This window comes from Bacillus paramycoides (assembly GCF_038971285.1).
In the GTDB taxonomy this organism is placed as follows: Bacteria; Bacillota; Bacilli; order Bacillales; family Bacillaceae_G; genus Bacillus_A.
Map to the genome: position 1 here is coordinate 3076976 of NZ_CP152427.1, position 26081 is coordinate 3103056.

General features: G+C 34.4%; 22 protein-coding genes and 1 pseudogene. 5 read left to right on the plus strand and 18 right to left on the minus strand.

Annotated features, from left to right (window positions below; translation table 11 throughout):
• Window positions 1-281: 281 nt before the first annotated feature.
• From AAG068_RS15895 to AAG068_RS15925, 7 genes are all read right to left on the minus strand, one after another.
• On the minus strand, window positions 282-1427 hold the full coding sequence (locus tag AAG068_RS15895; RefSeq protein WP_342714922.1) for a hypothetical protein: 1146 nt from the start codon (window positions 1425-1427) through the stop codon (window positions 282-284).
• The gene (locus AAG068_RS15900) at window positions 1424-2761 is read right to left on the minus strand and encodes a F390 synthetase-related protein (RefSeq protein WP_342714923.1); all 1338 of its coding nucleotides are present in this window, start codon (window positions 2759-2761) and stop codon (window positions 1424-1426) included. The genes AAG068_RS15895 and AAG068_RS15900 overlap by 4 nt, the downstream gene beginning before the upstream one ends.
• Complete coding sequence (locus AAG068_RS15905; protein WP_342714924.1) at window positions 2754-3605, minus strand: MBL fold metallo-hydrolase; 852 nt, start codon at window positions 3603-3605, stop codon at window positions 2754-2756. Before AAG068_RS15905 ends, AAG068_RS15900 begins: the two co-directional genes overlap by 8 nt.
• On the minus strand, window positions 3602-4588 hold the full coding sequence (locus tag AAG068_RS15910) for an NAD-dependent epimerase/dehydratase family protein (RefSeq protein WP_342714925.1): 987 nt from the start codon (window positions 4586-4588) through the stop codon (window positions 3602-3604). Before AAG068_RS15910 ends, AAG068_RS15905 begins: the two co-directional genes overlap by 4 nt.
• Window positions 4585-5748, minus strand: coding sequence for an ATP-grasp domain-containing protein (locus tag AAG068_RS15915; protein ID WP_342714926.1), 1164 nt, complete (start codon window positions 5746-5748; stop codon window positions 4585-4587). The genes AAG068_RS15910 and AAG068_RS15915 overlap by 4 nt, the downstream gene beginning before the upstream one ends.
• Window positions 5738-6727 carry a beta-ketoacyl-ACP synthase III gene (locus AAG068_RS15920; RefSeq protein ID WP_342714927.1) on the minus strand — a complete coding sequence of 330 codons (990 nt, stop codon included), beginning with the start codon at window positions 6725-6727 and terminating at the stop codon, window positions 5738-5740. Before AAG068_RS15920 ends, AAG068_RS15915 begins: the two co-directional genes overlap by 11 nt.
• A 417-nt stretch (window positions 6728-7144) precedes the next feature.
• Entirely contained in the window at window positions 7145-8065 is a 921-nt protein-coding gene (locus tag AAG068_RS15925) for a class I SAM-dependent methyltransferase (protein WP_342714928.1), read from the minus strand.
• A 202-nt stretch (window positions 8066-8267) separates the two neighbouring features.
• Between AAG068_RS15925 and AAG068_RS15930 the strand changes: the two genes are divergently transcribed.
• The gene (locus AAG068_RS15930) at window positions 8268-8861 is read left to right on the plus strand and encodes an ATP-binding protein (RefSeq protein ID WP_342719775.1); all 594 of its coding nucleotides are present in this window, start codon (window positions 8268-8270) and stop codon (window positions 8859-8861) included.
• Window positions 8862-9011: 150 nt separating this feature from the next.
• A complete protein-coding gene (locus AAG068_RS15935) occupies window positions 9012-10130 on the plus strand; it encodes an LPXTG cell wall anchor domain-containing protein (protein WP_342714929.1) in 1119 nt (372 codons plus the stop codon).
• Between the two features lie 49 nt (window positions 10131-10179).
• Here AAG068_RS15935 and AAG068_RS15940 read toward each other — a convergent pair whose 3' ends face one another.
• Together AAG068_RS15940 and AAG068_RS15945 are read right to left on the minus strand one after the other, a co-directional pair.
• The gene (locus AAG068_RS15940) at window positions 10180-10851 is read right to left on the minus strand and encodes an ABC transporter ATP-binding protein (protein WP_342714930.1); all 672 of its coding nucleotides are present in this window, start codon (window positions 10849-10851) and stop codon (window positions 10180-10182) included.
• Window positions 10851-11915, minus strand: coding sequence for an ABC transporter permease (locus AAG068_RS15945; protein WP_342714931.1), 1065 nt, complete (start codon window positions 11913-11915; stop codon window positions 10851-10853). Before AAG068_RS15945 ends, AAG068_RS15940 begins: the two co-directional genes overlap by 1 nt.
• A gap of 185 nt (window positions 11916-12100) precedes the next feature.
• On the opposite strand from AAG068_RS15945, the gene AAG068_RS15950 reads away from it, so the two are divergent.
• Window positions 12101-12724 (plus strand): ArsR/SmtB family transcription factor, encoded by a 624-nt coding sequence (locus AAG068_RS15950; RefSeq protein ID WP_342714932.1) that lies wholly within the window; start codon window positions 12101-12103, stop codon window positions 12722-12724.
• Between the two features lie 69 nt (window positions 12725-12793).
• Window positions 12794-14053: an MFS transporter gene (locus AAG068_RS15955; protein ID WP_342714933.1), complete on the plus strand. Its 1260-nt coding sequence runs from the start codon at window positions 12794-12796 to the stop codon at window positions 14051-14053.
• Between the two features lie 151 nt (window positions 14054-14204).
• On the opposite strand, the gene AAG068_RS15960 is transcribed toward AAG068_RS15955, so the two are convergent.
• The 5 genes from AAG068_RS15960 to AAG068_RS15980 form a co-directional block, all read right to left on the minus strand.
• Window positions 14205-14675, minus strand: a complete 471-nt coding sequence (locus tag AAG068_RS15960) for a DinB family protein (protein ID WP_342714934.1) — start codon at window positions 14673-14675, stop codon at window positions 14205-14207.
• 198 nt (window positions 14676-14873) lie between these two features.
• On the minus strand, window positions 14874-16250 hold the full coding sequence (locus tag AAG068_RS15965; RefSeq protein WP_342714935.1) for a sensor histidine kinase: 1377 nt from the start codon (window positions 16248-16250) through the stop codon (window positions 14874-14876).
• A gap of 1 nt (window position 16251) precedes the next feature.
• On the minus strand, window positions 16252-16929 hold the full coding sequence (locus AAG068_RS15970) for a response regulator transcription factor (protein WP_342714936.1): 678 nt from the start codon (window positions 16927-16929) through the stop codon (window positions 16252-16254).
• Between the two features lie 152 nt (window positions 16930-17081).
• Window positions 17082-17921, minus strand: coding sequence for a YitT family protein (locus tag AAG068_RS15975; RefSeq protein WP_342714937.1), 840 nt, complete (start codon window positions 17919-17921; stop codon window positions 17082-17084).
• A 334-nt stretch (window positions 17922-18255) separates the two neighbouring features.
• Window positions 18256-18897, minus strand: a complete 642-nt coding sequence (locus AAG068_RS15980) for a hypothetical protein (protein WP_342714938.1) — start codon at window positions 18895-18897, stop codon at window positions 18256-18258.
• Between the two features lie 289 nt (window positions 18898-19186).
• Here AAG068_RS15980 and AAG068_RS15985 point away from each other — a divergent pair, with 289 nt between their 5' ends.
• Window positions 19187-20218 carry a S66 family peptidase gene (locus tag AAG068_RS15985; RefSeq protein WP_342714939.1) on the plus strand — a complete coding sequence of 344 codons (1032 nt, stop codon included), beginning with the start codon at window positions 19187-19189 and terminating at the stop codon, window positions 20216-20218.
• Window positions 20219-20375: 157 nt separating this feature from the next.
• Here the strand turns inward: AAG068_RS15985 and AAG068_RS15990 are convergent.
• From AAG068_RS15990 to AAG068_RS16010, 4 genes and pseudogenes are all read right to left on the minus strand, one after another.
• Window positions 20376-20642 (minus strand): annotated as a pseudogene (locus AAG068_RS15990) (IS4 family transposase); the annotation flags it as partial.
• A 324-nt stretch (window positions 20643-20966) separates the two neighbouring features.
• On the minus strand, window positions 20967-22403 hold the full coding sequence (locus AAG068_RS15995; protein ID WP_342714940.1) for an MBL fold metallo-hydrolase: 1437 nt from the start codon (window positions 22401-22403) through the stop codon (window positions 20967-20969).
• Between the two features lie 66 nt (window positions 22404-22469).
• Window positions 22470-23669, minus strand: a complete 1200-nt coding sequence (locus AAG068_RS16000) for an FAD/NAD(P)-binding oxidoreductase (RefSeq protein WP_342714941.1) — start codon at window positions 23667-23669, stop codon at window positions 22470-22472.
• Between the two features lie 670 nt (window positions 23670-24339).
• The gene (locus tag AAG068_RS16010; RefSeq protein ID WP_342719776.1) at window positions 24340-25962 is read right to left on the minus strand and encodes a M4 family metallopeptidase; all 1623 of its coding nucleotides are present in this window, start codon (window positions 25960-25962) and stop codon (window positions 24340-24342) included.
• Between the last annotated feature and the right edge of the window lie 119 nt (window positions 25963-26081).

The window sequence follows — 26081 nt, forward strand, 5'->3', positions numbered from 1 at the left end:
TTACGATATATTTTAAAAATTAAAAATCCTCATAAAAAAGGACATAAAGATTTCTCTCCATGCCTACTAATCTTCTACTTCTTTACTGTATGTACATAATGGGCTGTTTCAAAAACTTAATAAAAAAGAGAACTACTCTTCAAGCACTTCTCTCTTTCATCCAAACGATACATATAAAATAAATTATTAAAAACATACTATATAAACTCCATAACGTAGGTAGTGCAGCTACACTTAAATAAAGAGTTCCAGGTAACAAGCAATCATAAAAGTCTTTTTGTTTAAAAGCGATGTTTTTTTGCCATCGGTTCTATATATGTATTTAATATCCACATTAATACTTTCCATACCTTTTGTTGGCTAGGTGGTAGATGATCGTTATATACATAACTGTATTCAATTTGCTGTGTTGCACCACGATTTCGTTTGAACTCTCCAGCCCCAGCACTACAATGGCAAATTAAATCTTTTTCGATAGAATCCATTGTAATAAGGAGGGAAAGTATACGGTATAAACCTTGTTGCTGGTCAGAGTTTGTATTATAGCCAAGGATCGGCGTTGTCATAACTCCATCCCGAATAAAATAAGCAATGACACCATCAATGGTATTCCCTTTTTTTATGGCCTTTATCTCAAATAAACGATGCTGAAGAGCATTCCATAAATAAGCGGGTGTAAACATTGGGTTATGGGCGGAATATTTTTCGATATATAGTTGGTTGTATAAATAGGAAATTTGTAAAATATCCTCCCTTGTTAATTCTTCATTCGTAATGATTTCATAATTGCTTTTCTCTAATAAGCTTTTATCGTTTAATAAGTCTTTTCGTTTTTTTCGATTCATTTTTTTATAGTGTTTCGGATCAAATAAGTATATAGAACGAGACATAATTTTCTTGTAACCTACCATAGATAGTGCTTCTGTCGTTACAGGATATAATGCGTTATTTAAAGAGCGAAATAAAATTGTATGCTCTGGAAATTTCTCAACAAATAGATTTGTAATTTGTTCGATTTGTTGTTCGTTGATAGAGTGATAAAGGTTTGTTGAAAGCATCCAATTATTTACGACAATTACTTTATTCAAATTCGTTCGTCGTAACCAACTTCCCATAAGATGAATTGGATAGGTTAATAGCTTCTCTAACCATGGTTTTTTCAACTCCCATAGCTCTTCTAACGCATAAGATACGTAATGTGTATAAGGAGAACATACATATGAATTTTCGAACTCTGCGTTATTAAGAGTAACTGGCAAGATGAGATTATCAACTTCTAATAGAAAGAGCTGCGTGTTAACATTTTCAATAAATACTGTAACGCCCTTTTGAAACAGTGGCAGAAAACTATCTCGTACATATGCTCCATCTTTTTTGGATTCCCAATCAATGCTATGCAAGGAATGAACATCGTGTAACTGAATCATTTATGTTCACCATGCCTTACAAGACTTTCTATTCTTTTTAATTTTTTATCATATACTTGAATATCGTAATGTGAAAAGAAAAACTGTGGTATCGCACACTTTTTAGTAGCCCACAGTGTATGTAATTCTTGCCATACCTTTGATTGACATAATTCGAGATCTTCAGGTAGTGCTTTAAGTTTAATTTCAATTTTGTCTACGCTATGTTGTATCACTTTAAATTCTTGAATGTCACTGGATGCAAACAAAATTGCTCTTCTAATGAAATCTGGAAAAATAAATATTTCTTTATTATCCAATTCACTTATTCCAATAAATATATCGTCACATCGACCATCAATTCGTTCTAACGCTAAGTAAGGTGAACCACAGCTGCACGGTGTTTTTTTCTCAATTAATATGTCATTGAGACGATAGCGTATAATCGGCTGTGTTTTCCTCATGAAATCAGTAATAATGGGCACGAATATCCCTTTCTCTTGATCTAAGTATTCTTTTTCAATATGAACGAGATCTTCATTAATGTGTAATGTCCCCTCCTTGCAGGTGGTAGCAAGAAAACCTTCTGTACATTGGTAAACTTGGTGTACTGTCTGCTTGAAAGTTGCACAAATAAACTCTCTATCAATATCTTCAAGCACTTCTGCTACAGAGATAATTTTTTGGGGACAAATCGTAATCAGTCCTTCTTGTTGCCAGTCAGCAATGTTCCGTAACATAGACGGGGGTGCAATTAAAATAGATGGCTGTATTTCATTTAATCGCGTAATATGCTGCTGAAACGAGTCTAGTAAATCAAAAAAATGAAATGAGATTCGCTTATTTTTTGTCGCTTCGTATAAATTGCTATTTGCACGTAAGAAAAACGCAATCGTGTGTTTATGTAAAATGCTAGAAGGAAGCACCTTTCCAATAATCGATCCAGCCCACAACGTTTGTTCTTCCTCAGAAACGAGAAAAACCCCACGATTTCCACTAGTTCCTGATGATAAACCGACAGTTATATTACGAATGGTTGGTGAGAAATTCCGGGTCTTTTCTGCTTCAAATGCTACATGAAACGCTTCTTCCTTTGAAATATGAGCTGTATTTAATGTATCAAAATGTTCCATCATTACTTCTTTATCAATAATAGGGAGCGCAGCCAAATTCCCCTTTTGAATTTCATTTAAAAAAGGCGTATATAATTGGCGATAAAAAGGAGACGCCTCTATCGTGAACAAAAGATGTTTTTCTATTTGTTGTTTATGAAACTGTTCCAACTGTTTACGATTTGAAAATCTCGAGCCATATTTTGTTTTCAAGTATTGCTTGAGAATTCGTAGTTTATTCATAGTACACCCCTGCTTTAATTTTATCCCACGTATGTTCACAATGAGTTGGTACAATTTCAATCTCAGGTGATGTTTGTGATAAATGGTGTAACTTCTCAATATTCTTTCGGTAAGATTTTGGATCGCTCGTTAAAAGGTTGGCAATCTTACTAGGAAATACAAGGTTTTGATACGTTTTACTTAGCCACACTGCGTCTGCACAAAGAAAAACAATTTTATTACTCTGCAAATGGACGAATATACCAAATTGACCAGTTGCATGTCCTGTTAAGTCAACAGCAAATAATGAGCCATCATCAAATACATCATACCCCTCTTCAAACTTTCCATATGTAGAAGGGAATTTTTGCGGTGGAGTTTGATCAATGAATGACATCCTCTTCTCTAAATCCACCGGCAGTGTATCTTTTAGACACCCTTTTAATAGAGCACCAAATTTACTTCTCTTTTTAATATCCTCATAAGCTTTTGCGAAGGTTAGTATTTTCGCTTTTGGAAAATCAGGTAAACCAGCTGTATGATCGCCATGAAAATGAGAAAGAATAATATATTTAATTTCTTCTGGCTGAATACCATCAAGAAGAAGTTGCTGTTTAATAGATTGCTCTTCCGTGAAATGAACAGGCGTAAGTTTTGCATATACAGAGTAAGGGAATTTTTTTGTCGCCTCTTTAAAATGTCCCGCATATCCAGTATCAAATAAAATATATCCTAATACTGGATGCTGGAGTAACCCTACTGTAGCAGGAAAGCATATTTGTTTCCAACTGCCCTTGGAGTATGCAATTTTTTCTGGATGTGTACAATATCCTGTATCATATAGCTTTAAAGATTTGATTTTCATTGTATTTTCCACCAGTCTACAAATTTTGTAATTCCTTCTTCTATACTAATCTTTGGAGCATATCCTAGTTCTTCTTTAGCTTTATCAATATTTAATGTCTGACTTTTTGAAAGGACACTAACAGTATATTTTGTGAGAATAGGTTCTTTTCCGAATAAAATAGTTTTTGAGATTCCTTCTAGTATAGCAGCTAGTGAAAAAGCGGTTTTGTAGGAAATTTTTTTATATTTTACTTCCTTATCAAGACGCTTCATTACATTTTCTATGACCTCATATAAATTTACACGCTCGTCATTTGTTATATTGTACTTTTGCCCTAATGTATGTTTTGGGGAATGCATACAAAGAAGTAAAACATCTACTACATTCTCAACATACGTAATATCAACAAGAACATCTTCAGTACCAATTCTCGGTAAAGCACCCTTTTCACATACTTTAATAAGACGCGGAAGAATCGCATTATCTCCTGGTCCGAATAAAGCGCGCGGGCGTATCGTGATAACTGGTAAACCATGCGCGAAAGCTTGATCAATAGCTTGTTCAGCCATGTACTTTGTTGTTGCATAATGATTTACAAATGTATCAGGAAGTTTCGCGTTTTCTACTACATTTTGTCGTTCATCATAATAGAAATAAATACTTGGTGTTGATACGTGGATCAGGCGTTTTATACCGTACTTTTGACATCCCTCGATAATATGTTTCGTTCCTAACACATTCACATTATAAAAATCTTCATATTTGCCCCAAGGGGAAGAAAGTGCTCCGCTATGAAAGATATAATCTTTATCTTTACAAACTTGTAGCACACGATCCCTGTCTTCAAGAGGACAATGAACAAACTCGATTCCATTTTGTTCTAATACCTTACCGATTGTTTTATTTCTTCCTGTTGCCGTTACTTCATAGCCCATATTTTTCAGTCGAAAGGCAAGTTTTTGTCCTAGAAAGCCCGTTCCACCAGTTACTAGCATTTTCATAAATCTTCACCATCCCACGATATGTCATATGTTGTTTGCTCTAAAATAGTCCGTTCCTGTTTATAACTTTCACGCCACAATTTATACATGCTAAAAAACTGATAAAAAAATGGTTTCCAATCATTGTGACGATAAACGATATCTGGATAAGAGCATAGAACTTTTAACCATCGCTTACGTTTTTGTTTACTTTTTAAATTCGGAAATCCATATAGAAGCATCGCTAACCGAATTGCACACTCAGAGTTCGGTCTTGGAATGAGTGTATTATTTACCTTTTCATGAAAGAAGGCCGGCAATATTTCCTCATCGAATAAATGTAATCCACTTGTAGTACGTGGATTACATTCAATAGGAATCGCTTCTCCATCCTCTGTAACGATAAAATCAAAAGCAATTTGTCCTGAGAAATTTAGCTCTTTTACAATATGTGTAACAAACTGATCAATTTTAGGATGATCCATATGCTGAAAAGCAATGGTAGCGCCTAAGCCTGCCGTAAATTCCGTTTTATACGTAGAGTGAGCTAACACTTCCCCAGATTGTACAATACTATAGGAACAATGCTGCGTCCCTCGTATAAACTCTTGCATAATATAATTCGACTTATCTATCATGCTTTCTTTTAGAGCATCCTCTTTTGTAATAAATTCCACTTTATCAGAAAAACGAGAGAAAATCGGCTTTCTTACAAAAGGAGTATGAGCTGGTGTTTTGTGCATCATTGAACTTATCCCTGCTTCATTATTTATTCTATATGTTGCAGGTACTTGCCACCCTAAATTCGCTACGAACTGAATAAATTCCCACTTATTATGCAGTAATGAAAGTTTTTGAAAATCATCTACTAATACATGACAAAATGCATTTAACTCTTCTCTATATTTAGATATGTAAAACACTTCTTCACAAGTAGGAATAAGCAAATCCACATTGTGTCGTTGAATAATGGATAGTAGCGCACGGATACTTTCATTTGTTTTCCACTTTGGAGAAGGAATTTCATAAAAGTAATCCGTACTCTTTGAAACTTTACTTAATGGATACGGAATACTATCTGCAATAATAACGGTATGTCCGGTGTTATGAAACAGTCTGCATAAATGCAAAGTTGCTGGTGCACGTGCCCCTGTAATTAATACTGTTTTCTTAGTATTCAAGAAGGATGCCCCCGATAGAAAGTCCTGCAGAAGTACCTAGTAATAGTATTTTATTTCCACGTTGCACTTTCTTTTGCTTAATCGCTTCGAAAAGAGCGACTGGAATAGATGCGGAAATCATATTACCGTAGTCTTCAAAAATGGTCATAAAGCGCTCTTCCTCAACCCCTAGTTTTTTACGAATGAGTCTCATAGCTGGTCCACTCGCTTGGTGGGGAACAATTAAATCAATATCGGCCAGGGAATAACCAGTATCCATAAGTAGCTTGTCGATAAACTTCAACAAATACTTAGAAGATAGTTTAAAAATGGCTCTTCCATTCATATCGAATAAGAAGTCTTCTTTTCGTTCCTCACTATACTCGCGAGGATGAATCATCGTTCCACCGCCACGAATTTCTGATAAATGCGCACCAGAGCTATATGTTTCCATATGGGAAGCAATAATAGAAGATGTATGATTGCCTTTTGTTATGACAACAGCTGCCGCACCGTCACCAAATAAAATGCTGCTTTCATTTTGGCCCCAATTTAATCCGACAGAAGAAATTTCAGAAGAAATAATAACAACATTTTTGTATCTCCCGCATTCAATTGCGTACGAAATTGTATCAAGTGCTGTTATGAAACTTAAACATGTTGAGTTAATATCAAAACATGGAATACCAGAATGCTGTAGCCCGAGCTGTTCTTGAATAAGTGATGCTGTAGAAGGAATCGCCTGTTGAATCGTTCCGCTTCCGCAAATAATACAATCGATATCATCCCAAGTTAACTTAGCATCTTCTACAGCTTTTTTTGCAGCTTCCGCCCCCATATAAGAAGACGTTTCCCCATCAACAAAATATCTTGTTTTTACCCCAGCTTTTTTTAATGTCCAGCCTTCTGGCACTTGTAGCATACGATCTATTTCAAAAGATTCTACCTTTCTTTTCGGAAGATATGTACCAATTCCTTTTATACTAATATATCTTTTCATTTTCTATCGCCTCTTAATCTTTTATAAATTTTAAAATTCCGTCATATCTAAATACTGTTGTGGATAAATACAGATTTTTTTGTAATATTCCGCTATCCTATTATGTACATCTAAACCTACTTCTCTTCAAAAAAAGAGCCAGCTCTCTACTTGAGAACTGGCTCTTTTTGCATGAGAATTCTTCAAATACATAATCTAGAAAAAACTTTTATATCAATTTAACTATATTATAACAATTATCCGAAAATAATTAATAGTATTTTTTTGTAAATAAAAGTGAATATGTGGTACGAACTTACGTGAGAGGATCGTTTATTGAGCAGCAAATATAAACTTATATGTAATTTTAACACCTTCTATTTTCTCTTTTGTTTCCCCAAAAAAGACACAGAGATTTCTCCCCATGCCTACTAATTCCTACTTCTTCACCGCATGCACATAATGCACCGTCTCGAAAGCTTTTAAATAATCGTTTCGTCCTTCAAAATATAATTTATTTATGTCTTCTGGCGATAAATGCTCAAAAATGAGTAAGCCCGCCTTTTCTAACAGTGCTTCCATTTCGTTATAAGAAAAACACGATTTCATCGGTTCTCCACCTACTGCAGCCATTTTCACCATATTTTCAACTCGATTGGACAATCCTTTTTCCTTAAATAAGTTTTCATCCGGATAATCGAATACGATAGAACTCCCCTCTGGAACCATCGCAAATAAACGTTCTATTAACCTAGATAACTCCTCTTTCGTTAAATAGTACGTAACACCTAATAGGCTAAAGAAAGTCTTTTTATTTTCAAATCCTTCATTCCGTAACTGTTCACTGGAAAATCCTTTCGTGAAATCCATCGAAATAAAATGAAGGTTGTTTGGAATTTCAAGTTCTGCTTCTTTTATTCTCTCCTTCTTAAATCTTTGTGTAGAAGGATGATCCACTTCAAATATTTCTATTTCATTCTCTAATTCTCGATGTCTGAAACTGAACGTGTCCAAGCCTGCACCGAGTATGACGTATTGTTTTGCACCTAATGCAATTTCATGTAGTAATACTCTTTCACAATATGCCGCACGTGCCAAAGGTGTTGGTGATAATTGAACTTGTGTAATCCATTTTAATATTTCTTGTGGATTGTCTTGAAACTGCTGTGCAATGTCTGTATTAAAAAACTGTATTCCTTGAACCATATTTGTTTCAATATCGTTACGTTCTTTTTGTGAAATGAACTCTTTAGCTACATAATCATCAAATATTTTCGGACTATCAAATTCACTGTGATATGCCCTTCCGAAAGCCGATACTAGCGACGTTATACTTGATTCACCTTTTTTCACGCACATACACTCCTTCATTTTGACAATAAAAATAGGGTTCCCCTGGCCAGGAGAACCCTATTATACACTTTATTTTTACATTGGTAAATTATAGCATAAATAAGTTTTTTTGTCAAGTTTTCAGCCTGCTACAACTCTGACACTTTGTATATTCTCTAGCAGGAAAATTATCAATTCACACAGAATGCACCAAATTATAACAATACATATGGAGGCCAATATGAAACGATTCGTCATTCTTACAATAGGAAAAACACACAGCGGAAAAACTACATTTGCTAAAGAACTAGAAAAAGAGTTACCTCACTCTTTCGTTATGGATCAAGATAACCAAGCTGAATTTATTAACATGCATTATGAAAAGTTACAACCAGCTGAAGGCGCTAATACATTTAAACATGGTCTTTCGAAATTCATTGTTGATTATGCAAAAGAACATACGAGTTTACATCTTATTATTTGCAACTCAAATAGAAGTCGAAATGGCCGGATGTATTTGCTAAATGAATTGTTTCAGAAAGAGGAATATGTACGTATACTCATTCATTTTGACATTCCAGATGATGTCCTTTACGAAAGAGTAGCTCGAAGCACACGAAGTACGAATATTTTTAGAGGTGGATATTCTAATTTCAAGGAAGTACTCGATCGACAACAGTCTGAATCACTACATGAAGATGTGGTTGATCCGATAGAAAACGAGGCGGATTATTTGTTTGTTATTCGTAATAGTAAGGATGTAAACTCTACTATAAAAGAAATTGTTCATCTAGCTAAAGATTTGTCCCCTACTCCAAAATAAAAGAATTTAAAAATTACATAATGATAGATTATTATGCAAATCCTTCCTCTAACCACTTAACATGGTATATAATGATAAGATAATCTACTTCTATATGCTCATTTTTACACAAAACAGTTCATGCATATGAAAGAAAAGAGGTACAAAAATATGAAAACAAAACAAACAATTGCTGCGTCTACACTAGCTTTAGCAATGATTGCTGGCGCAAACTCTGCTCATGCAGAAGTAACTGATGCTACTCCTCAGCAAAGCACGGGAGATCGATTAGCTGAAATTAAGCAACACAAACAAGAGCTAGATGCGAAATTGCAGCAACACAAAGAAAACGTGGATCAAACATTAAATGAACTTAACAAAGTTAAGGAAAATGTTGATACGAAGGTGAATGAACTACACGAGCGTAAACAAGTTGCTGATGAAAAAATTAACGAAATAAAACAACGTAAAGAAGAGTTAGATGCAAAACTTCAGCAAGACAAGCAAATCGCCGAAGATAAAATCGATGAAATAAAAGAGCATAAAAAACAAGTAGAAGATAAAGTTGCTGAAGTGAAAGAACATAAGCAAAATATCGATAACAAAGTGAATGAAATTAAAGAACAGAAACAAACTGTCGATGAAAAAGTGAATGAAATGAAGCAACATAAAGAGAACATTGATCAAAAGGTTAATGAACTTAAGGAAGTTAAAAAACAGGTAGATGAAAAATTAGCTGAGTTAAAGAAAGCAAAACAAACTGCTGAGGACAAACTTGCTGAGTTAAAAGAAAATAAGCCGCATACTGGGAACACGTTAGAGGAACTTAAGAAAATTAAAGGCAATTTAGATAGTCTTTCCGCTAACTTAGAACTAGCGAAACAAGATGTAAAAAACAAACTAGCTGAATTACAAAAAGCTAGAGAAGATTTACTAAATAAAATTAACGAAATTAAACAAGCGAAACAAACTGTTTCAGATGATTTAACAAAGAAAAAACAAGACTTAGATATTAAAATTAACGACTTTAAACATACTGAGAAAAAAATTGAGGACAAATTAGCTGAGGTACATACTACGAAGCAAAATGTAGATAACAAAATTAATGAAGTATCTCAAGCGAAACAACCAGAAACAAAAACTGGTACTACAAACACAAACAATAACGCTAGAGAACTTCCTAACGCTGGTAGTGAGCAATCAAACAATATGGCTTTAGGTATGTTATCTGTCTTAGGCGGCGTTTTATTAATTACACGAAATAAAATTAAAGCGTTATTCTCAAAATAAAGCAATTATAAAAAAGACAACCGCACACTTGTGCGATTGTCTTTTTTCTTTATATTAACTTCCCATCTCTTAGCGTCAATATACGATCGCATACATCAAGCATTCTTTCATCATGCGTAATCATAATTGCTGCTTTTTGGCTCTCTTTCACTTCACGTTTCATCATTTCTACAACTTCACGTGCACGTTTTGAGTCTAAGCTTGCCGTTGGTTCATCCGCTAATATTAAATCCGGATTGTTCATGAACGCACGAGCGATTGCTACCCTTTGTTTTTCCCCGCCAGATAGTTGATTGGGATAATGATTTTTTCTTTCGCCTAATCCAAATGCCGCTAATAAATGATCCGCACGCTTTTCTGATTCTTGTTTACTTTCTTTTTTTAACTTTGCAATGTAAAGCAATTGTTCTTTTACATTTAAATATGGAACAAGATTTGCGAATTGGAAAATGAAGCCGATTTTTTTCAAACGAATGTCCGTCATTTCCTTTTCTGATAGCTTCGTAATATTTTGTTCACGAATGTAAATATCCCCTTTTGACGGTGATAATAAAGCACCCGCGATTGATAACAACGTACTTTTCCCAGATCCAGAAGGACCGACGATTCCGATAAACTCTCCAGCTTTCACATCAAGCGACATCGGATGAAGGGCTGTTACTTCCGTATTTCCTTCTCCGTACACTTTACTTACTCTGTCTAATTTTAATAATGAAGTCATTACATCCCGCCTCCAATTGCTTCTAGCGCATCAACTTTTAATACTTGGTATAACGAAATAAGTGTTCCTAAAATACTAATTACGATAAAGATTGCTGCATATTGTGCAATCATCGGTGTTGTTAATAAGAATGGCATACCTGCCGGTAAAATTTGTTCTAATCCTTGTACAAGAACAATACTGATTACCATCGCAACGACTGATAAGAATAACGCCTGTACGACTAAGCTATTTGCTAAATAAGAGTTCTTCGTACCAATTGCTTTTAATACGCCTAATTGCTGTGTTTTTTGCAGTGTAATGACGTAGAAGAATACACCAATTAATAACGCAGCGATAACTAATAAGAATGCAATGATCATCGTTAATGTCCCTTGCTCTTCTTTAAATCCTGGAATACTTTGCAGTACTTCTTTTTTGTCAATTACGTGTGCATTTTTAATCTCTTTATCTGTGTTAAGTGCAATTGCACTATAATCTTTTTGATTTGGTTGTGAAATAGCGCCCCATACGTCTTCATTTACATAAACGACTGGTGTATGGCTAAACATTTGATCTTTTGTAAATCCAACAATTTTAAATTCTTTCTTTGAAACAGGATCAATAATTGTATCTCCAATATCAATTCCTTTTTCTTTAATTGATTCGTCAGCAACCATTTCATTATTTGCTGTGCCTAATTTCTCACCTTTTACAATGTTCGGTTCTAAAAATGAATCACGTTCACTTGAGAAAATAGCAACATCAACCTTTTTCGAACTATCTTTCTTTTCATACGTTGAAACTTTTACACGAAACGGAACAGCCTCTTTCTCGCCTACTTGATTTACTACGTTATCAACATCGTCTTTCTTAATTTGTGAACGAAGTAATTTATTTTCTGCATCATCTGCTAAAACGAACTTATTTGCCTCCATATTTTGAATCGATGAAGCATTATCATATGATAGTCCATTTGCTAATCCTGAAATAACAAGAACTAAAAATGATAATAACACCATAATCAGTCCGATTAATCCGTATCGTAATTTTGATTGTTTTAATTCACGCAGAGCTAAAAACATTTCGCTCGCTCCTTCCTCTTTCTTTCTATGCACCTATCATAAAAAAGAAATATGAACGGAATATGAACAGAAGATTACAGAGGATAAGAATTAATTTTCAGAAAGTATTGAAAATAATTAAAATCCTTGATACAATTCAGTCAAATAATCTTGACCGAGTAATTTCATTTGAGGAGTTGATCATTTTGAAGCCCATGTTAACACTCACTACTTATAGCCAACTAAAAGCAATAAGCGATCCACTACGTGTCGAAATGATGATGCGTCTATGCGAACGCCCTTATACAGGACAATTACTATCTGAGAAATTCGGCATTCCAAGGGCGAAAATTCATTATCATTTAAAAGAATTAGAAAAGAATGGTTTTATAGAAATTGTTTATACAGAAGAAAAGAATGGCATCATTCAAAAGTTTTATCAATCTGTCGCTAGAAGCTTCACCCCTGCCGCAGATTTATTACCTCATTTAGAAATGTTAAGCGAATCAGGTCGCCAAATCTTTTTACAAATGACGGAAAGAACGAAAAGCCATATTCTCGCTGCACCAGAAGAAGCTTTTACATTACGAAAAGTAAGCGAAGATCCAGCTGAGTGGAATTACGTTTCATCTTGCTGGGAATTTGATGCTACGCCAGAACAATTTCAAGTGTGGGTGAAAAAGTTTCATGAATTGATGGCTGAATTAAATGATATCGCAAAAGATGCGGATAAAGATCCAAATAGTAAATCTTATTACATTTCTACTACTGCACTACAAATCGACGAACGAGCAATACAGCGATTTGTGAAAAAAGAAGAAAAATCGTAATACGATTTTTTTTATACAAACGGCCAAATTTATTTTACCGAATAAATTTATTATAAAGGAGTAGATAAAGTGGACATATTAAAAAACCGGAATTTCCTCTTATTATTTTTAGGGAGAATTTTTACAAACATAGGAGATAGTTTGTATTATGTAGCCGCGATGTGGCTCGTATATAAGCTGAGTGGTAATCCTTTTTATTCTGGATTGGCTGGTTTTCTTACATTATTACCTTCTGCACTTCAATTTCTTACCGGGCCATTTGTTGATAGATGGTCAATAAAAAACACCCTCGTCATCACACAAGTTTTGCAATGCATTCTTATTTTAATCATTCCTATTACACACTACTTCGATCTATTAACCGTTCAACTACTACTCATCATCATGCCCATCGTAGCCTTTATCGAACAATTCGCCTATCCCGCACAATCAAAAGCTTTACCACTTCTACTGCATAAAACACAATTATTAAAAGGAAATTCACTCTTTTCATTTGCATATCAAGGCATTGATTTAATTTGTACGATGCTTTCTGGCATATTAGTAGCACTATTTGGCGCAATCACTTTATATGTAATCGACTCTTTTACATTCGCGATTACTGCCCTTTTGTTCTTTTCATTAAAAATGCCAAAGCAAGCAGAAACCAATACATCCCTATCAACTAAACAATATTTCTCTGATTTAAAAGAAGGTTTTTCGATCGTCTTCCGTTCATTAATGGGCGTATTCTTAATTGGTACCGTTGTCGCTAATTTTTCAATTGGTATGACGATGGCAATACTCCCTTCTTTCGCTGACTCTTTAGGAGGTGTGAAATCATACGGCTTCTTCTTAGCTGCTATATCAGCAGGTAGTCTTATCGGTGCATTATTCAGTTCATGGGTTGGCAAACGGAATGTTGGTCGTGTCTCTATTATTAGCTTTACAACTGGCGCTATCTTTTGGTTTCTCTCTACGATCGTACCATTTCAATGGCTATCTATTTTCTTATTCGGCCTAGCTTGGATTCCAATTGGTGCCACGAACATATTATTTGCGACAATTAGCCAAATGGTAATCCCAAATCAATATATCGGACGCATCAATTCAGTCATGCGAAGTATGGGCACAATTGCTATGCCATTCGGCTCTTTAATTGGTGGATACGCCGCAAATGTATTTAGTAGCCAACTCATTTTCGCGCTCGCTAGCATCGGGATTTTATTTATTTCTCTCGTATGGCTACTTCATCCGAAATTACGAGCATTGCCGAAAGCTGATGAAATTACAGCGGATACTTTTGGAGTGCGGTTTAAAATTGAGCACGGGAAAGGTGCGGCTTTATAGCAAACTAAACATAACCCCGTTCTAAATTGGGGACGGGGTTAAAAATATAGTTATTTCATTTTGGATGTAAAATACTTCACTAAAAATATAACAATAAAGTCGTTTGAATATCTAAATTTTATTCAACAATAGCACCAACTAAAACGTTCAATTATCGATTTGCTGGCCAAGACCCCTGCATTTTCCTTAATTGAATAATTTGGCCTGTATGATAAGCATCATGAAGCATGATATCTAGTAATTTTCCCTCAAGTGAATTTTGTTCAAGCTCTTTTTCAGAAATTGTGCTCAATACCTGTCTTAAATTACGCTGAGCATTTTCAGAACGTTCAATAACTTTCTTCCATTCCATGTCATCATTAGATTGTTCAGTAAGATAAAAGGTGTCATTACCGTCGAGATTATGTGTCCATTCACGGCCTTCTAAGTTTGCAGCAAGCCTCTCTTTGTAATAAATAAGATGATTAACGTTCTCCCAAATGGTATTCGTTGCCTCACCAGATGGTTTCCACGTAGCCTGTTCGGCTGTAAGTCCTTCTATAGCATGTTTAAACGGTGCATACCAACTCTCTTTATCGAATGTTGAATCTAGTACGTTTAATAACAAGTCAGTTCGTTTCAAAGTAATTTCCTCCCTGAATAGTTAAAGTCTCAATAAAATCCTTATAACTCTGTAGAGATTCTACATGTTCAAATAAACTTCCTCCTGAGCTCACTCCACAAACTCGTCCGATTATGTAATGAAAATGACTCACATTTTTTCACTTTACACGTATACTAGAGACAAAAAAAGAGGCTGTTCCCAAACAGCCTCTTTCATCTATTTCGGAAGCTCCACCTGAACAGTCGTCCCTTCTCCTTTCATACTATACACTGAAACGTTTCCGTTATGCAGTTCCACAATTTTCTGCACGATGGATAATCCTAAGCCACTACCTTCTACGTTTCTCGCTCTTGCAGTATCCACTTTATAAAAACGATCAAATATACGGTCCATTTCTTCTTTATCCATACCAATTCCGTTGTCTGATATAGAAATCATGATACTAGACTCTAACTCTTCGACAAAAAACTCAATGGTCCCTCCGTCGCTTGAAAACTTAATGCTATTCGTAAAGATGTTACTCCATACTTGATGAAGTAAGTTTTCATCACCTTGTATTATAATATCCGGCACATCAAATTCAACGGCGATGTCTTTTTCACGCCATTTCCATTCGAGCATAAAAATGACGTCTTTAATTTGCTTTTGTAGATTGAATTCTTTTATTTGCAACACTTTCTCTTCTTTATCTAATGACGCTAGCGTAAGTAACTGTTTACATAAACTAGACATTCGCTTACTTTCGCCCTCAATAATTTGTAAATAGTGATTTCTGTCTTCCACGCTCATCTTTTCTGTTTGCAATGTTTTCGAAAACCCTTGTATAGAAGAAAGCGGCGATTGAAATTCGTGTGAAACATTCGAAACGAATTCTTGCCTCATCTCATCTAGTTCTTTAATACTTTTCGTCATCTTTTGGAAGCTTGTAGATAACGTCCCTATTTCATCTTTTCGTTTTACGTCTAATTCAATTTCATATTCCCCACTCGCAATTTTTTGCGTAGCCCTTGTAAATTTACGAATAGGACGAACGATATAACCTGCTGCGATTGCGATAAAGATAATACTTAATAGTACGATAAACCCAAGTAATACCGCTAAGAAAATTCGCATCTCACCAAATTGTTGCTGAATGTCAGGGCGAATGAATAAGGCGTACTGTTTATCACCGTGTTGTACCGGGACCCCGACACTATTAATTAATTCATTATCGAAAAATCCTGTAATGAAAAGGCGCGTTGGATACGTAGAAACACCGTTAAACGTTTCTCCTTGCAATACTTTATGAACGGTATCATCACTTATTGTCGTTTTACGAAATGCATTACCGATACGCTTTCCATTCTTTTGATCATCGACAATATAAATTTCATATCCTAGCTTCGCAATAGACTGTAAGTATGCCTCTTGATTTTCTTCACTTTGCTTTTCATATAACGATTTTACTTCTTCCGCATACATTAAAATCTTTTCACTATTGTACGGCTTTAACTTCACTTGATAGTACACATTCGTTAATAAAAAACCGATAATACTGCTAAGTAGCATAATTCCAACCGTCATAAAAACAAATCTAGAGTATAATGATTTCATTTTATTTCAACTCCATCTTATAACCGAGTCCGCGTACTGTCGTAATTTGAAAATCATCCGTTCGTTTTGAGAAGCGATCTCTTAGTCTTTTCACATGAACATCGACTGTTCGTTCATCTCCTTCAAAATCCATTCCCCATACTAATTCAATTAGTTCTTGTCTTGAAAATGTTCTTCCAGGATAACTAGCAAGTTGTGATAACAATTCAAATTCCTTCAGCGGAAGTAAAATCGTTTGACCGTTACACTTCACTTCAAACCCTTTTCGGTCGATAGTCGTTCCGTGCAGCATAATCATATCAGCACTCAGCATTTGATAACGACGCAGTAATGCTTTCATACGGAAAATGACTTCAGCTGGCTCAAATGGTTTTACAATATAATCGTCCGTACCAGAAATGAATCCTTTTTCTTTATCAACTAACTGATCTTTCGCAGTTAATAAAATAACAGGTATATCATGATACTTCCGGATTTCTTCACATAACGTATAGCCATCAACAAATGGCATCATAATGTCTACTATCGCAAGATGAATATTTTCCTTCTCTAATATGTCTTGCGCTACTTTTCCATCTTCTGCTTCAAAAACTTTAAACCCCTCTTTTTGTAAATGGTAATGTAGTAACTCTCTAATATGCTTATCATCATCTGCTAATAAAATATGTATCATCTTCATTAAACCCTCTCTTGTTCATCCTTCTACATCCTTACCTTAAGAAACAATTGGATTTTTTGCAAGAAAAAGAAAAAGAATCTATTTTGAAAACAGATGATTCAAAATAGATTCTTACGTTTTAGTATTAAGATTATTTTAATGGAAAATAAGTTCTAAGCTTTAGAAATATCAACGAATCCTTCTCCAAATACGTCACGAACATCGTGTATTGCGATGAATGCAGCCGGATCCGTAGTTTGAACAATCCGTTTTAGCTTCACTACTTCTTGCTTATTAATAACAACATAAAGAATATCCTTCGGCGTTTTCGTGTAATAGCCATGACCTGAGTACACCGTAACTCCTCTGCCCATTAATGTAGTCACCTTCCCGGCGATTTCATTCGGGTTGTCAGAAATAATCGTAATAGCCTTTTTCGGATTTAAACCTTCAATTACAAATTCCATTACTTTCGTTGCTACATATAGCATAATAATTGTTATCATCAGTTTTTCTGCACCAATGATGAAATAAGATGAAAACGCAACGATTAAATCGAAGAACAGTAGACCGTAGCTAATGCTCCATCCTAAATACTTATGTGTCATTCTTGCTAAGATGGTAGTACCTGCCGTTGTTCCGCCAACGCGAATGATAAGACCAATCCCGCACCCAATAAATATTCCTCCAAAAATGGCATTTACGAGCATTTCATCCGAAGCAATTATCCAGCCTTCTGTTAAATGAAGAAATAGCGAGTTCGTAACTACAGCGATAATCGTATAAATTGTTGTGATTTTATTTAAAAATTTATAACCGACTATTAACAAAATCGCATTTAAAATTAAGTTAACTAAGCCCGGTGACCATTCAAATAAATAGTACGTAATAATCGTGATACCTGTTACCCCACCCTCACCAAACTCGTTCGGGATAACAAACAAATTGACACCTAACGCGAAAAGAAATGCACCGATAATAATAAAAATAATGTCTGTCGTTCTTTTTTTCATACAGTACCTCACTTCTTATGTAAATATTTATTCTGTCATAAACTCTCACCATTATATCGTGGAATATTCAAATCGAACAGTGGTTTATTTTTATTTTAATATAGGGTAATAAATCAACCTCATCTTATATCCACATGTAATTAAAAAAGTAAAACAACTGTATTTATTATGTACTACAAATAAAGTTTTGATTTCACATGCAATTGATGCTAAAAAATGAATATGAACCGTGAATTGCTCCATTTGTCTCAATAGCAGAATAAATAAAAAAGCACTCATCAAATAATCATTTGATGGGTGCTGCATGTTACATTTGTTAATTACAGAATTCTAATTAAGACCAAATCCAAACATCATCATTATTTTCAACGTTGCTCTTTACCTCATGAACTTTTTCAATATTGTCCGTTGTGTTCCAGTTAATAGAACTTCCACCCCAGCCTACATACTTCATATCAATTTTCACTTTCTCACCCGTATTAAATACTTGTCCCTTTGTTAAGAAAACATCAATAATCACTTTCTTCCCGTTTAGCGATGGATACTCCACTACGACATATTTAGTAGCACCGTCTCCCTCATCTTCCATCGTTCCTACTTTTGCTACTTCTCCAATTACATAATCAGGTGAGCCATCTTCTTTCATGTGCATACCTAACTTGTTTGTTGTATTTTCAATTGCAGTTGCAACCATATATTCTGTAAAATTACGCATCATAGATCCAGTAGCTTTTACTTCATCTCCTACTTTCACGTTTGAAAGAGAATCTATATACACACTAACAGGTTCTTCATATTGCTTAGATTTAACAACAATTACACCGTTATCTACTTCTACTACTCGTCCTTCTAATGTTGAGAAATTCGATTCAATAGAAGCAGCACTCGCTTTTGTTACTTCTAATCCTGGTAAATTCGTTCCTGATAATGCCGCAATACCTAAAGCTCCTGCTAAAATTATTTTTTTCATACCCATTATGAAACATCTCCATTCATGATGATTTTATTTTTGATTGGATACGACCAACCTGTAATCATTACAGTTATAGGTTGTGAGAAATAGCAACCCTCTTTCTCATGCAATGTTGCATACTATACTTTTTAAATATAATGCGTTTTTCCCTATATTCAACACTACTGCTAAATTCTTGAATACCAGCAGGTAAACGAATTGATGATGAAGAAACTAATGTCATGCATCATATTTTTCAATGCTACAGTTTGTATTATCGTAGTCCATTACATTATGTAGGAGCGGAGTTAACATGTTAAAGAAACCAAAGAGATTACAGGTAGGAGATATTGTGGCAACAGTAAGTCCTTCATGGGGAGGCGCAGGTGATTCTGAAATAAGATGGCGATATGATCAAGGAGTAAAGAGATTAGAAGAAGTTTTCGGTCTTACGGTTGTTCCAATGCCGAATAGTTTAAAAGGTAGCGAATTCATTTATAACAATCCACAGGCTCGTGCGGAAGATTTAATGACTGCATTTCAAGATACGCGCGTGAAAGCAATTATCGCAAATATTGGCGGTGAAGATAGCATTCGCTTACTTCCCTATATAGATTTTAATGTAATACGTGAAAATCCGAAAATTTTTATGGGGTACTCTGACGTTACCATTTCACATTTATTTTGCCATAAAGCAGGAATTTCCTCTTTTTACGGTCCAGCCATTTTAACCGATTTTGCTGAAAATATAGAGATGGATCCATATACAGTTGAAATGGTAAATCGAACTCTCTTTTCCAATGAAATGATTGGCGAAATTCAACCAGCTCATGAATGGACGAGTGAGCGTTTAGAATGGATAGAGGCAAATAAAGATACAAGACGTACGATGCAGCAAAACAAAGGATATGAGGTACTTCAAGGCTCTACTACCGTACAAGGACGTTTAATTGGTGGATGTATAGAAGTACTTGAATTTGCAAAAGGAACAGAGCTTTGGCCTGAGAAAAAACATTGGGAGGATAGTATTCTCTTCTTTGAAACTTCTGAAGACCATCCAGAACCAAGTTATATAAAGTATTGTTTACGAAATTACGCAGCGCAAGGCATTCTCCAAAAAGCAAAAGGAATCATTTTTGGTAAACCAAAAGACGAAATGTATTATGAAGAATATAAACATGAAATACTAAAAGTTATGAAAGAATATAACTTAGAAGATTTGCCGATTCTTTATAATTTAAATTTTGGTCATACCGAGCCAAAGTTTATTTTACCTTACGGCGCGTTGGCAGAAATTGATTGTAATACTGGTTCTTTCTCTATATTAGAAAGTGGAGTGGAATAAAGTGAAACTTTAATCAGTTGGGCTCTAATCCCATCGCTATCAAGCTAACATTTTGAAGTACTCCCAAAACGAAAATTTATTCTTTTCATAGGTGTTCAAAGAAATTTATTTTATTTTTTCGCTTTAGGGAACAATTAATTTCTTAAGTTGATAGCGATGGGATATTGGTAACATAAATGTTCATGATAGTTAATCGTTTAATTTTTTCTGAGTACGTAATACCCTTTTTACTTTCTGTATACACTTCTTTTTTCTTATGTTCTCGAAGTTGTTTTTCAGTTAATTGATATATAATAACTCGTGTGAATAGTTTTTTATCCATTCCAATATAAGCATCTGTTATTTCATAGACCTATCCTGGTTTTAAAGTATTCATAATGTGTTCTAAATCCACTTTAATATAATGAGGTTGTTTTTTTATAGATATTTTGTGTTGTTTAATACATAACAGATTTTAACTTTCCAGAAGACTTCACCCAGTTCTTATGATTTCAGGTGATTTGCTCTCTATAATCATGAACGAACTCTTCCATGGTAATTGTTTTTTTGCCTAGTAACTCTTTTGGCTAGCCCTAATTTAGAGGTAAAAAAACACCTTATATGCTATAAGTTGTTTTTTTCAGCTTTTTAAATTCTTCTATTTTAACTGTAAAATGTGGCTTGGATTTCATTTTACTTCGATTCTTTTATTCTTCGCCTCGGGTGTAAAGTGTATCATAACCCTTTTAAATTAATAAGAATTATTTCCCTACACATTGAGATTACAAGTTGTGTAAGGAAGCTTTTCTTTTTTCCATGCAAGAAATCCTCCCTTTAAATTAATTACTTCTTTTATATCAGCTTTTTGTAAAATACTAGCTGCTATAGCGGAACGCAATCCGGTTCGACATTGTAATACTATTGGGCAATCTTTTGGTATGCAATCTAGCTGCTTAGATAGATTTCCTAAAGGGATATGTATTGCATCATGAAGATGTCCTTCCTCCCACTCTTTTTTACTACGCACATCAATTACCTTAACACTCCCACCTTGTATATGTGGATATAATTCGATTGATGTGTCTTCTTTATAACTTTCTAATCTAGTCAATCTTTGTATTACCTTTAAAGGTACAAAAGCAATAATATTATCTAGCCCAATAGATTCAAAGTCTCTAATAACCTCCTCCACTCTAACCTTTTCCTCATCTAGTATGATTAAAGTTTCTGTTTTATAATCTAGTAACCATCCACACCAAGTTGTAAAAGAATTGTTATACGGTATGTTAATTGATTTCTCAATGTGACCAGAAGCAAAACTCTCTACATCCCTTATATCAACTATTTGCTGAACGCTCCTCATAACTTCTTGAAGTTCTTCTACTGTTTTAATAACAAAAACTTCTCTCTTCTTACGAATTGGAGGACCATACTTATTTAAATTCTTCATTAATGAAAAATACCTTGGAGGCTCTGGCTGCCCGGTCAATAAAGTCGATACAAAATTACCTTCTTCATTACACTGAAATGCCCAATTGAACATCTTTTCATAACCTAAGGTAGAAGTGGGAATTGCTCCTAATGCTTTTCCACATGCACTTCCTGCACCATGTGATGGCCATATTTGCAAATAATCAGGGAGTATTTTTATTTTTTTTATAGAATTAAATAATTGTTTCGCTCCAATTTTTGCAGTATCTTTCATACCTACAGCAGTTTCTAATAAATCCGGTCTTCCTATATCTCCTACAAATATAAAATCACCTGTGAATATTCCCATCGGCTTATCATTCGTATAATTATTTTGACTCGTATCAGTTACTAAAAAAGAAATACTTTCAGGTGTATGCCCTGGGGTGTGAATTACATTAAATTTTATATGGCCTATTTTAAACTCTGTGCCCTCTCTAACCAATTTGTATCGACCTTCGTTAAGATATTGATATTTCCAATCACAATCTCCTTCATCAGATACATATAACTTTGCATCATAAAGATTTGAAAGTTCTCTAGACCCAGAAAGAAAATCTGCATGAATGTGAGTTTCAGCCGCAGCAATTACTTCCATCCCCTCTTTCTTAGAAAATTCTATATATTGTTCTATATAGCGACTTGGATCAATTACAATTGCTACGCCTTCCTTCTGACAACCAACTAAATAAGAAGCATGTGCTAATTTTTCATCATAAAAATATTTTAAAAGCATAGCTATTCCCTCCAAATAGTTAATTCAAAATGCTTTTCAATTTTTATAACCGCTTTCTCTCTTCCCTTATAGGATCCCTTTCAACATAAAGTTCCAATACATATAGGGCAACATATATCTTTTAAGTAAAAACATACTATATCGTTCTTTCGCTTGATTGAACGGAAAGGTTTCTTGAGGCTCATGTTCATAGTTGAATTCAGCGAGTATAAGACTTTTATAACCTGTAATAATCGGACAAGATGTGTATCCATCATATTTAGCACGCAAATCTCTTCCGTTAAGTACGTCCATAATATTTTGTTTTAAGACCGGTATTTGTTTTCGAATTGCCGCTCCAGTTTTAGAGGTCGGTAAATTGGTACAATCTCCAAGTCCGAAAATATTCTTATACTTTACATGCTGCAAAGTATAAGGGCTTATATCTATCCAACCCTGATGATCACTTATCTCGCTCTCTTTGAGAAAATTAGGCGGCCCCATAGGTGGAACAACATGGATCATACTATACGGTACTGTTTCTCTTTTCAGTGTTTGCGTATCTTCAAAAATTGCCTCTTTCTTCTCAGCGATAATTTCTACTAAATTTTTATTATAATTTGTTATTATTTGCTTTCTTTCTAGCACTTGTTCTAATGTATTAGCATAACGTGGAACCTGAAATATGTTAGCGTTAGCCGTGTAAAACATTACTTCACTTTTGTTCCTTACACCGCTATTACCAAAATACTCTTCTGCTAAATACATAATCTTTTGTGGAGCACCTCCGCATTTGATAGGAGTATTTGGGTGGGTAAAAATTGCATTTCCTCCTTTAAATTTTTCAATTTCTCTCCAAGTAGAATCAACATATTTATACGAGTAATTGCTACAAACCCCATTAGTCCCAATAGACTCCTTCAAGCCTTTAATACCATCCCAATTTATTTGTATACCGGCTGCTACAATAAGAATTTCATACTCAAGCAGCAGTCCATCATCTAAAAGTAGCTTATTTTCTTCCGGAAACAACTTAACGACACTTTTAGGAATCCACGTTGCACCTTTTGGAATAAGCACTTCTTGATCACGCATCGTACTTTCCTTTGAAACAATTCCTCCCCCCACTAAACTCCATAGTGGTTGGAAATAATGTTTTTTTGATGGATCAATAATTGCTATATTTTCTTTCAATAAGGGTACATTTCGTAACAAGTGTGCAGTAGAAGATATTCCTGCAGTCCCAGCACCAATTACAATAATTTTATAACTATCTCTGGTCTTCATTATCCTCTTCCCATCTAAATTTGATTTTTAAAATAACTAATTCGCAGCCTTATTTTCATTGTATTAACATTATTATAAGTGAAAAACACCACCCATTTATCTGACTTAAATGAATTTTTTGTTAATTTTACCATCAATTTTACTTTATGCGTAAATCCCCTATGCTACTTCCATCTTTTATATTTTTCAATATTAACCTTTATAGAATACTTCGTTACTTGTAATTGGAATTTAAGAGTTCGAATAGTTTTTCTTAAATGTACAAATTTACTTAATTGGATAGAGGAATTGTTATTTAAATACGGGAGGTTTTTATAAAGCGCTAGGTATTCATGTGAAAAAATTACTAATTACATGGAAATTAGCTCCGACTCATATTCAATTGAGTGAAATTATTGAGGTTACCGAAGATAATATATGCTGACGTTGAAAAAGGAGAAGTAGACCTTATTAGTAAAGTAGAATTATCTATTATTTTCAATGAAATAGCCCTTTTAAATATAATAAATGTATAAGTATTACTGTACTGATTAATTTTAAAAATAACCAGATTTGGATTCTATTTCTTAAACAATACAAAAAACAACGAAAAAGAACACACTTTATTGTTATACAAGTGTGTTCTTTTTTCTGTTTTAATAGCTATAATTCCTAGCCTATAGTAACTAAATTATTTTACACCGACCTGATTCCAAGCATTTTCTATGGCTTTATACGTTACACTATCATAATCAGCCGCAGATTGTAATAAAGCAGTACGAGCTTGTTTAAAGTCGCTAGTTGGAGTCAAATATGTTGTTAACGCACGATAATAGATTTTTTCTGCCTTTTCTTTACCAATAGAATTAATTGTCAGGTATGCAGCCTTATTCGGAATACCACTATTTATATGCACTCCACCATTATCTCCTTCTTCAGTTTCTGGAAGATATTGATAATTCCTCATATGAGCAGGTTGTCCATATTTCTCAGGATTAGATAAGCTTCGCAATGCGTCTCCAGAAACACCAGGTGTAAATACAGCATCCCCTACATCCCAATTGGTAGGGTCAACAAAATAGCCAAACGCATCAGAGAAAGATTCATTTAATGCACCTGATTGATTTACGTAACGAAGATCAGCAGAATACTCTGTAACAGCATGAGTTAATTCATGTGCCACAACATCAAGAGAACCAGAAAGCGGAATAAATCTGCGACCATCTCCATCCCCATATATCATTTGCTGGCCATTCCAAAATGCGTTATTTACGTTAACCCCATAATTCACAGCAGAGCGAATTGTTTTACCTTTCCCATCAATACTGTTACGATTATGGACATTTTTATAATAATCATAGACTTTTCCTGCATGGTAATGGGCATCAACTGCTGGCCCCTGATCTTTATTTATCCAAGCATCATCCTCATCAAACAAACGATAATTTATTGGATAATCTTCATCACTATGATTTACTGTAAATGTTTCAATGTAGCCGCCATTCATAGGTTTTGTTGTGTCTTTTAAGTAGTATTTTCCCTTTACACTACTAAAAGTTGTATTTAATTCTTTTTTATCTCCTAATACCCCATATCCGTAGCCTTTATGAGCACTATCTGCATCTGTAACTGCATTATATGAATCTACAATTGTCCCATCTTCCGCATTAACATAGATGTGCCAGTTAGCACCATAGGGTTTAATAAATTGTAGTTTCACTTTAAACGTTAAATAGTATGTTCCATCTTTTTCGTATACAACTAAATCTGCTGTTTCATTAGTAGACTCTAAGTTTTCTTTTATCTGATCTAATGCATTCCCATCCATTTTTACTAGCGTATCACTTTTTGTAAGTTTAATATGTTTCCAAGCATTTGAAAGTGCTGTTTCCTTTGTAATTTTTGCTTTTGTATTACCCTTTAAACTCTCCTCTGCAGCTGGGTGGACATCTCCATTGACCGTAGTTACTTTACCCTCTTTATCTGTATGTACAATAAATTGTGCACCGTCAACAGGTATTTTATTTATAGATCGTGTATAAACATAATGTTTCATACCTAAATCATCTGATTTCACTTCTTTAAGTGTTAAATCTTTTTGTGGATTTATTTTAAATAATTCTTTATTTTCTTCAAGAAACTCTTTTACCGCTTTTTGAGTCTCTACCTTTTTATCAGATAAATCACCCGAAAGAAATGAAGGACTTCCCTGTTCCTCATTCCAATTTTTTTGTAGTACCTCCATTTTATTCATTGCTTCTTGTTGAGAGGCTTGTTCTTCTGCAAACGCAGTTGAAAAAGGAGCACCTAACATTGTTCCTGCAGCAAGCAATGTAATAACCGTTTTTTCATTCGTTTTCCCCCTTCAATATGAGTAATATAAAAGAAATAATTGCAAAATTTAATATACAATTATTTTCGAATTTATTGTTC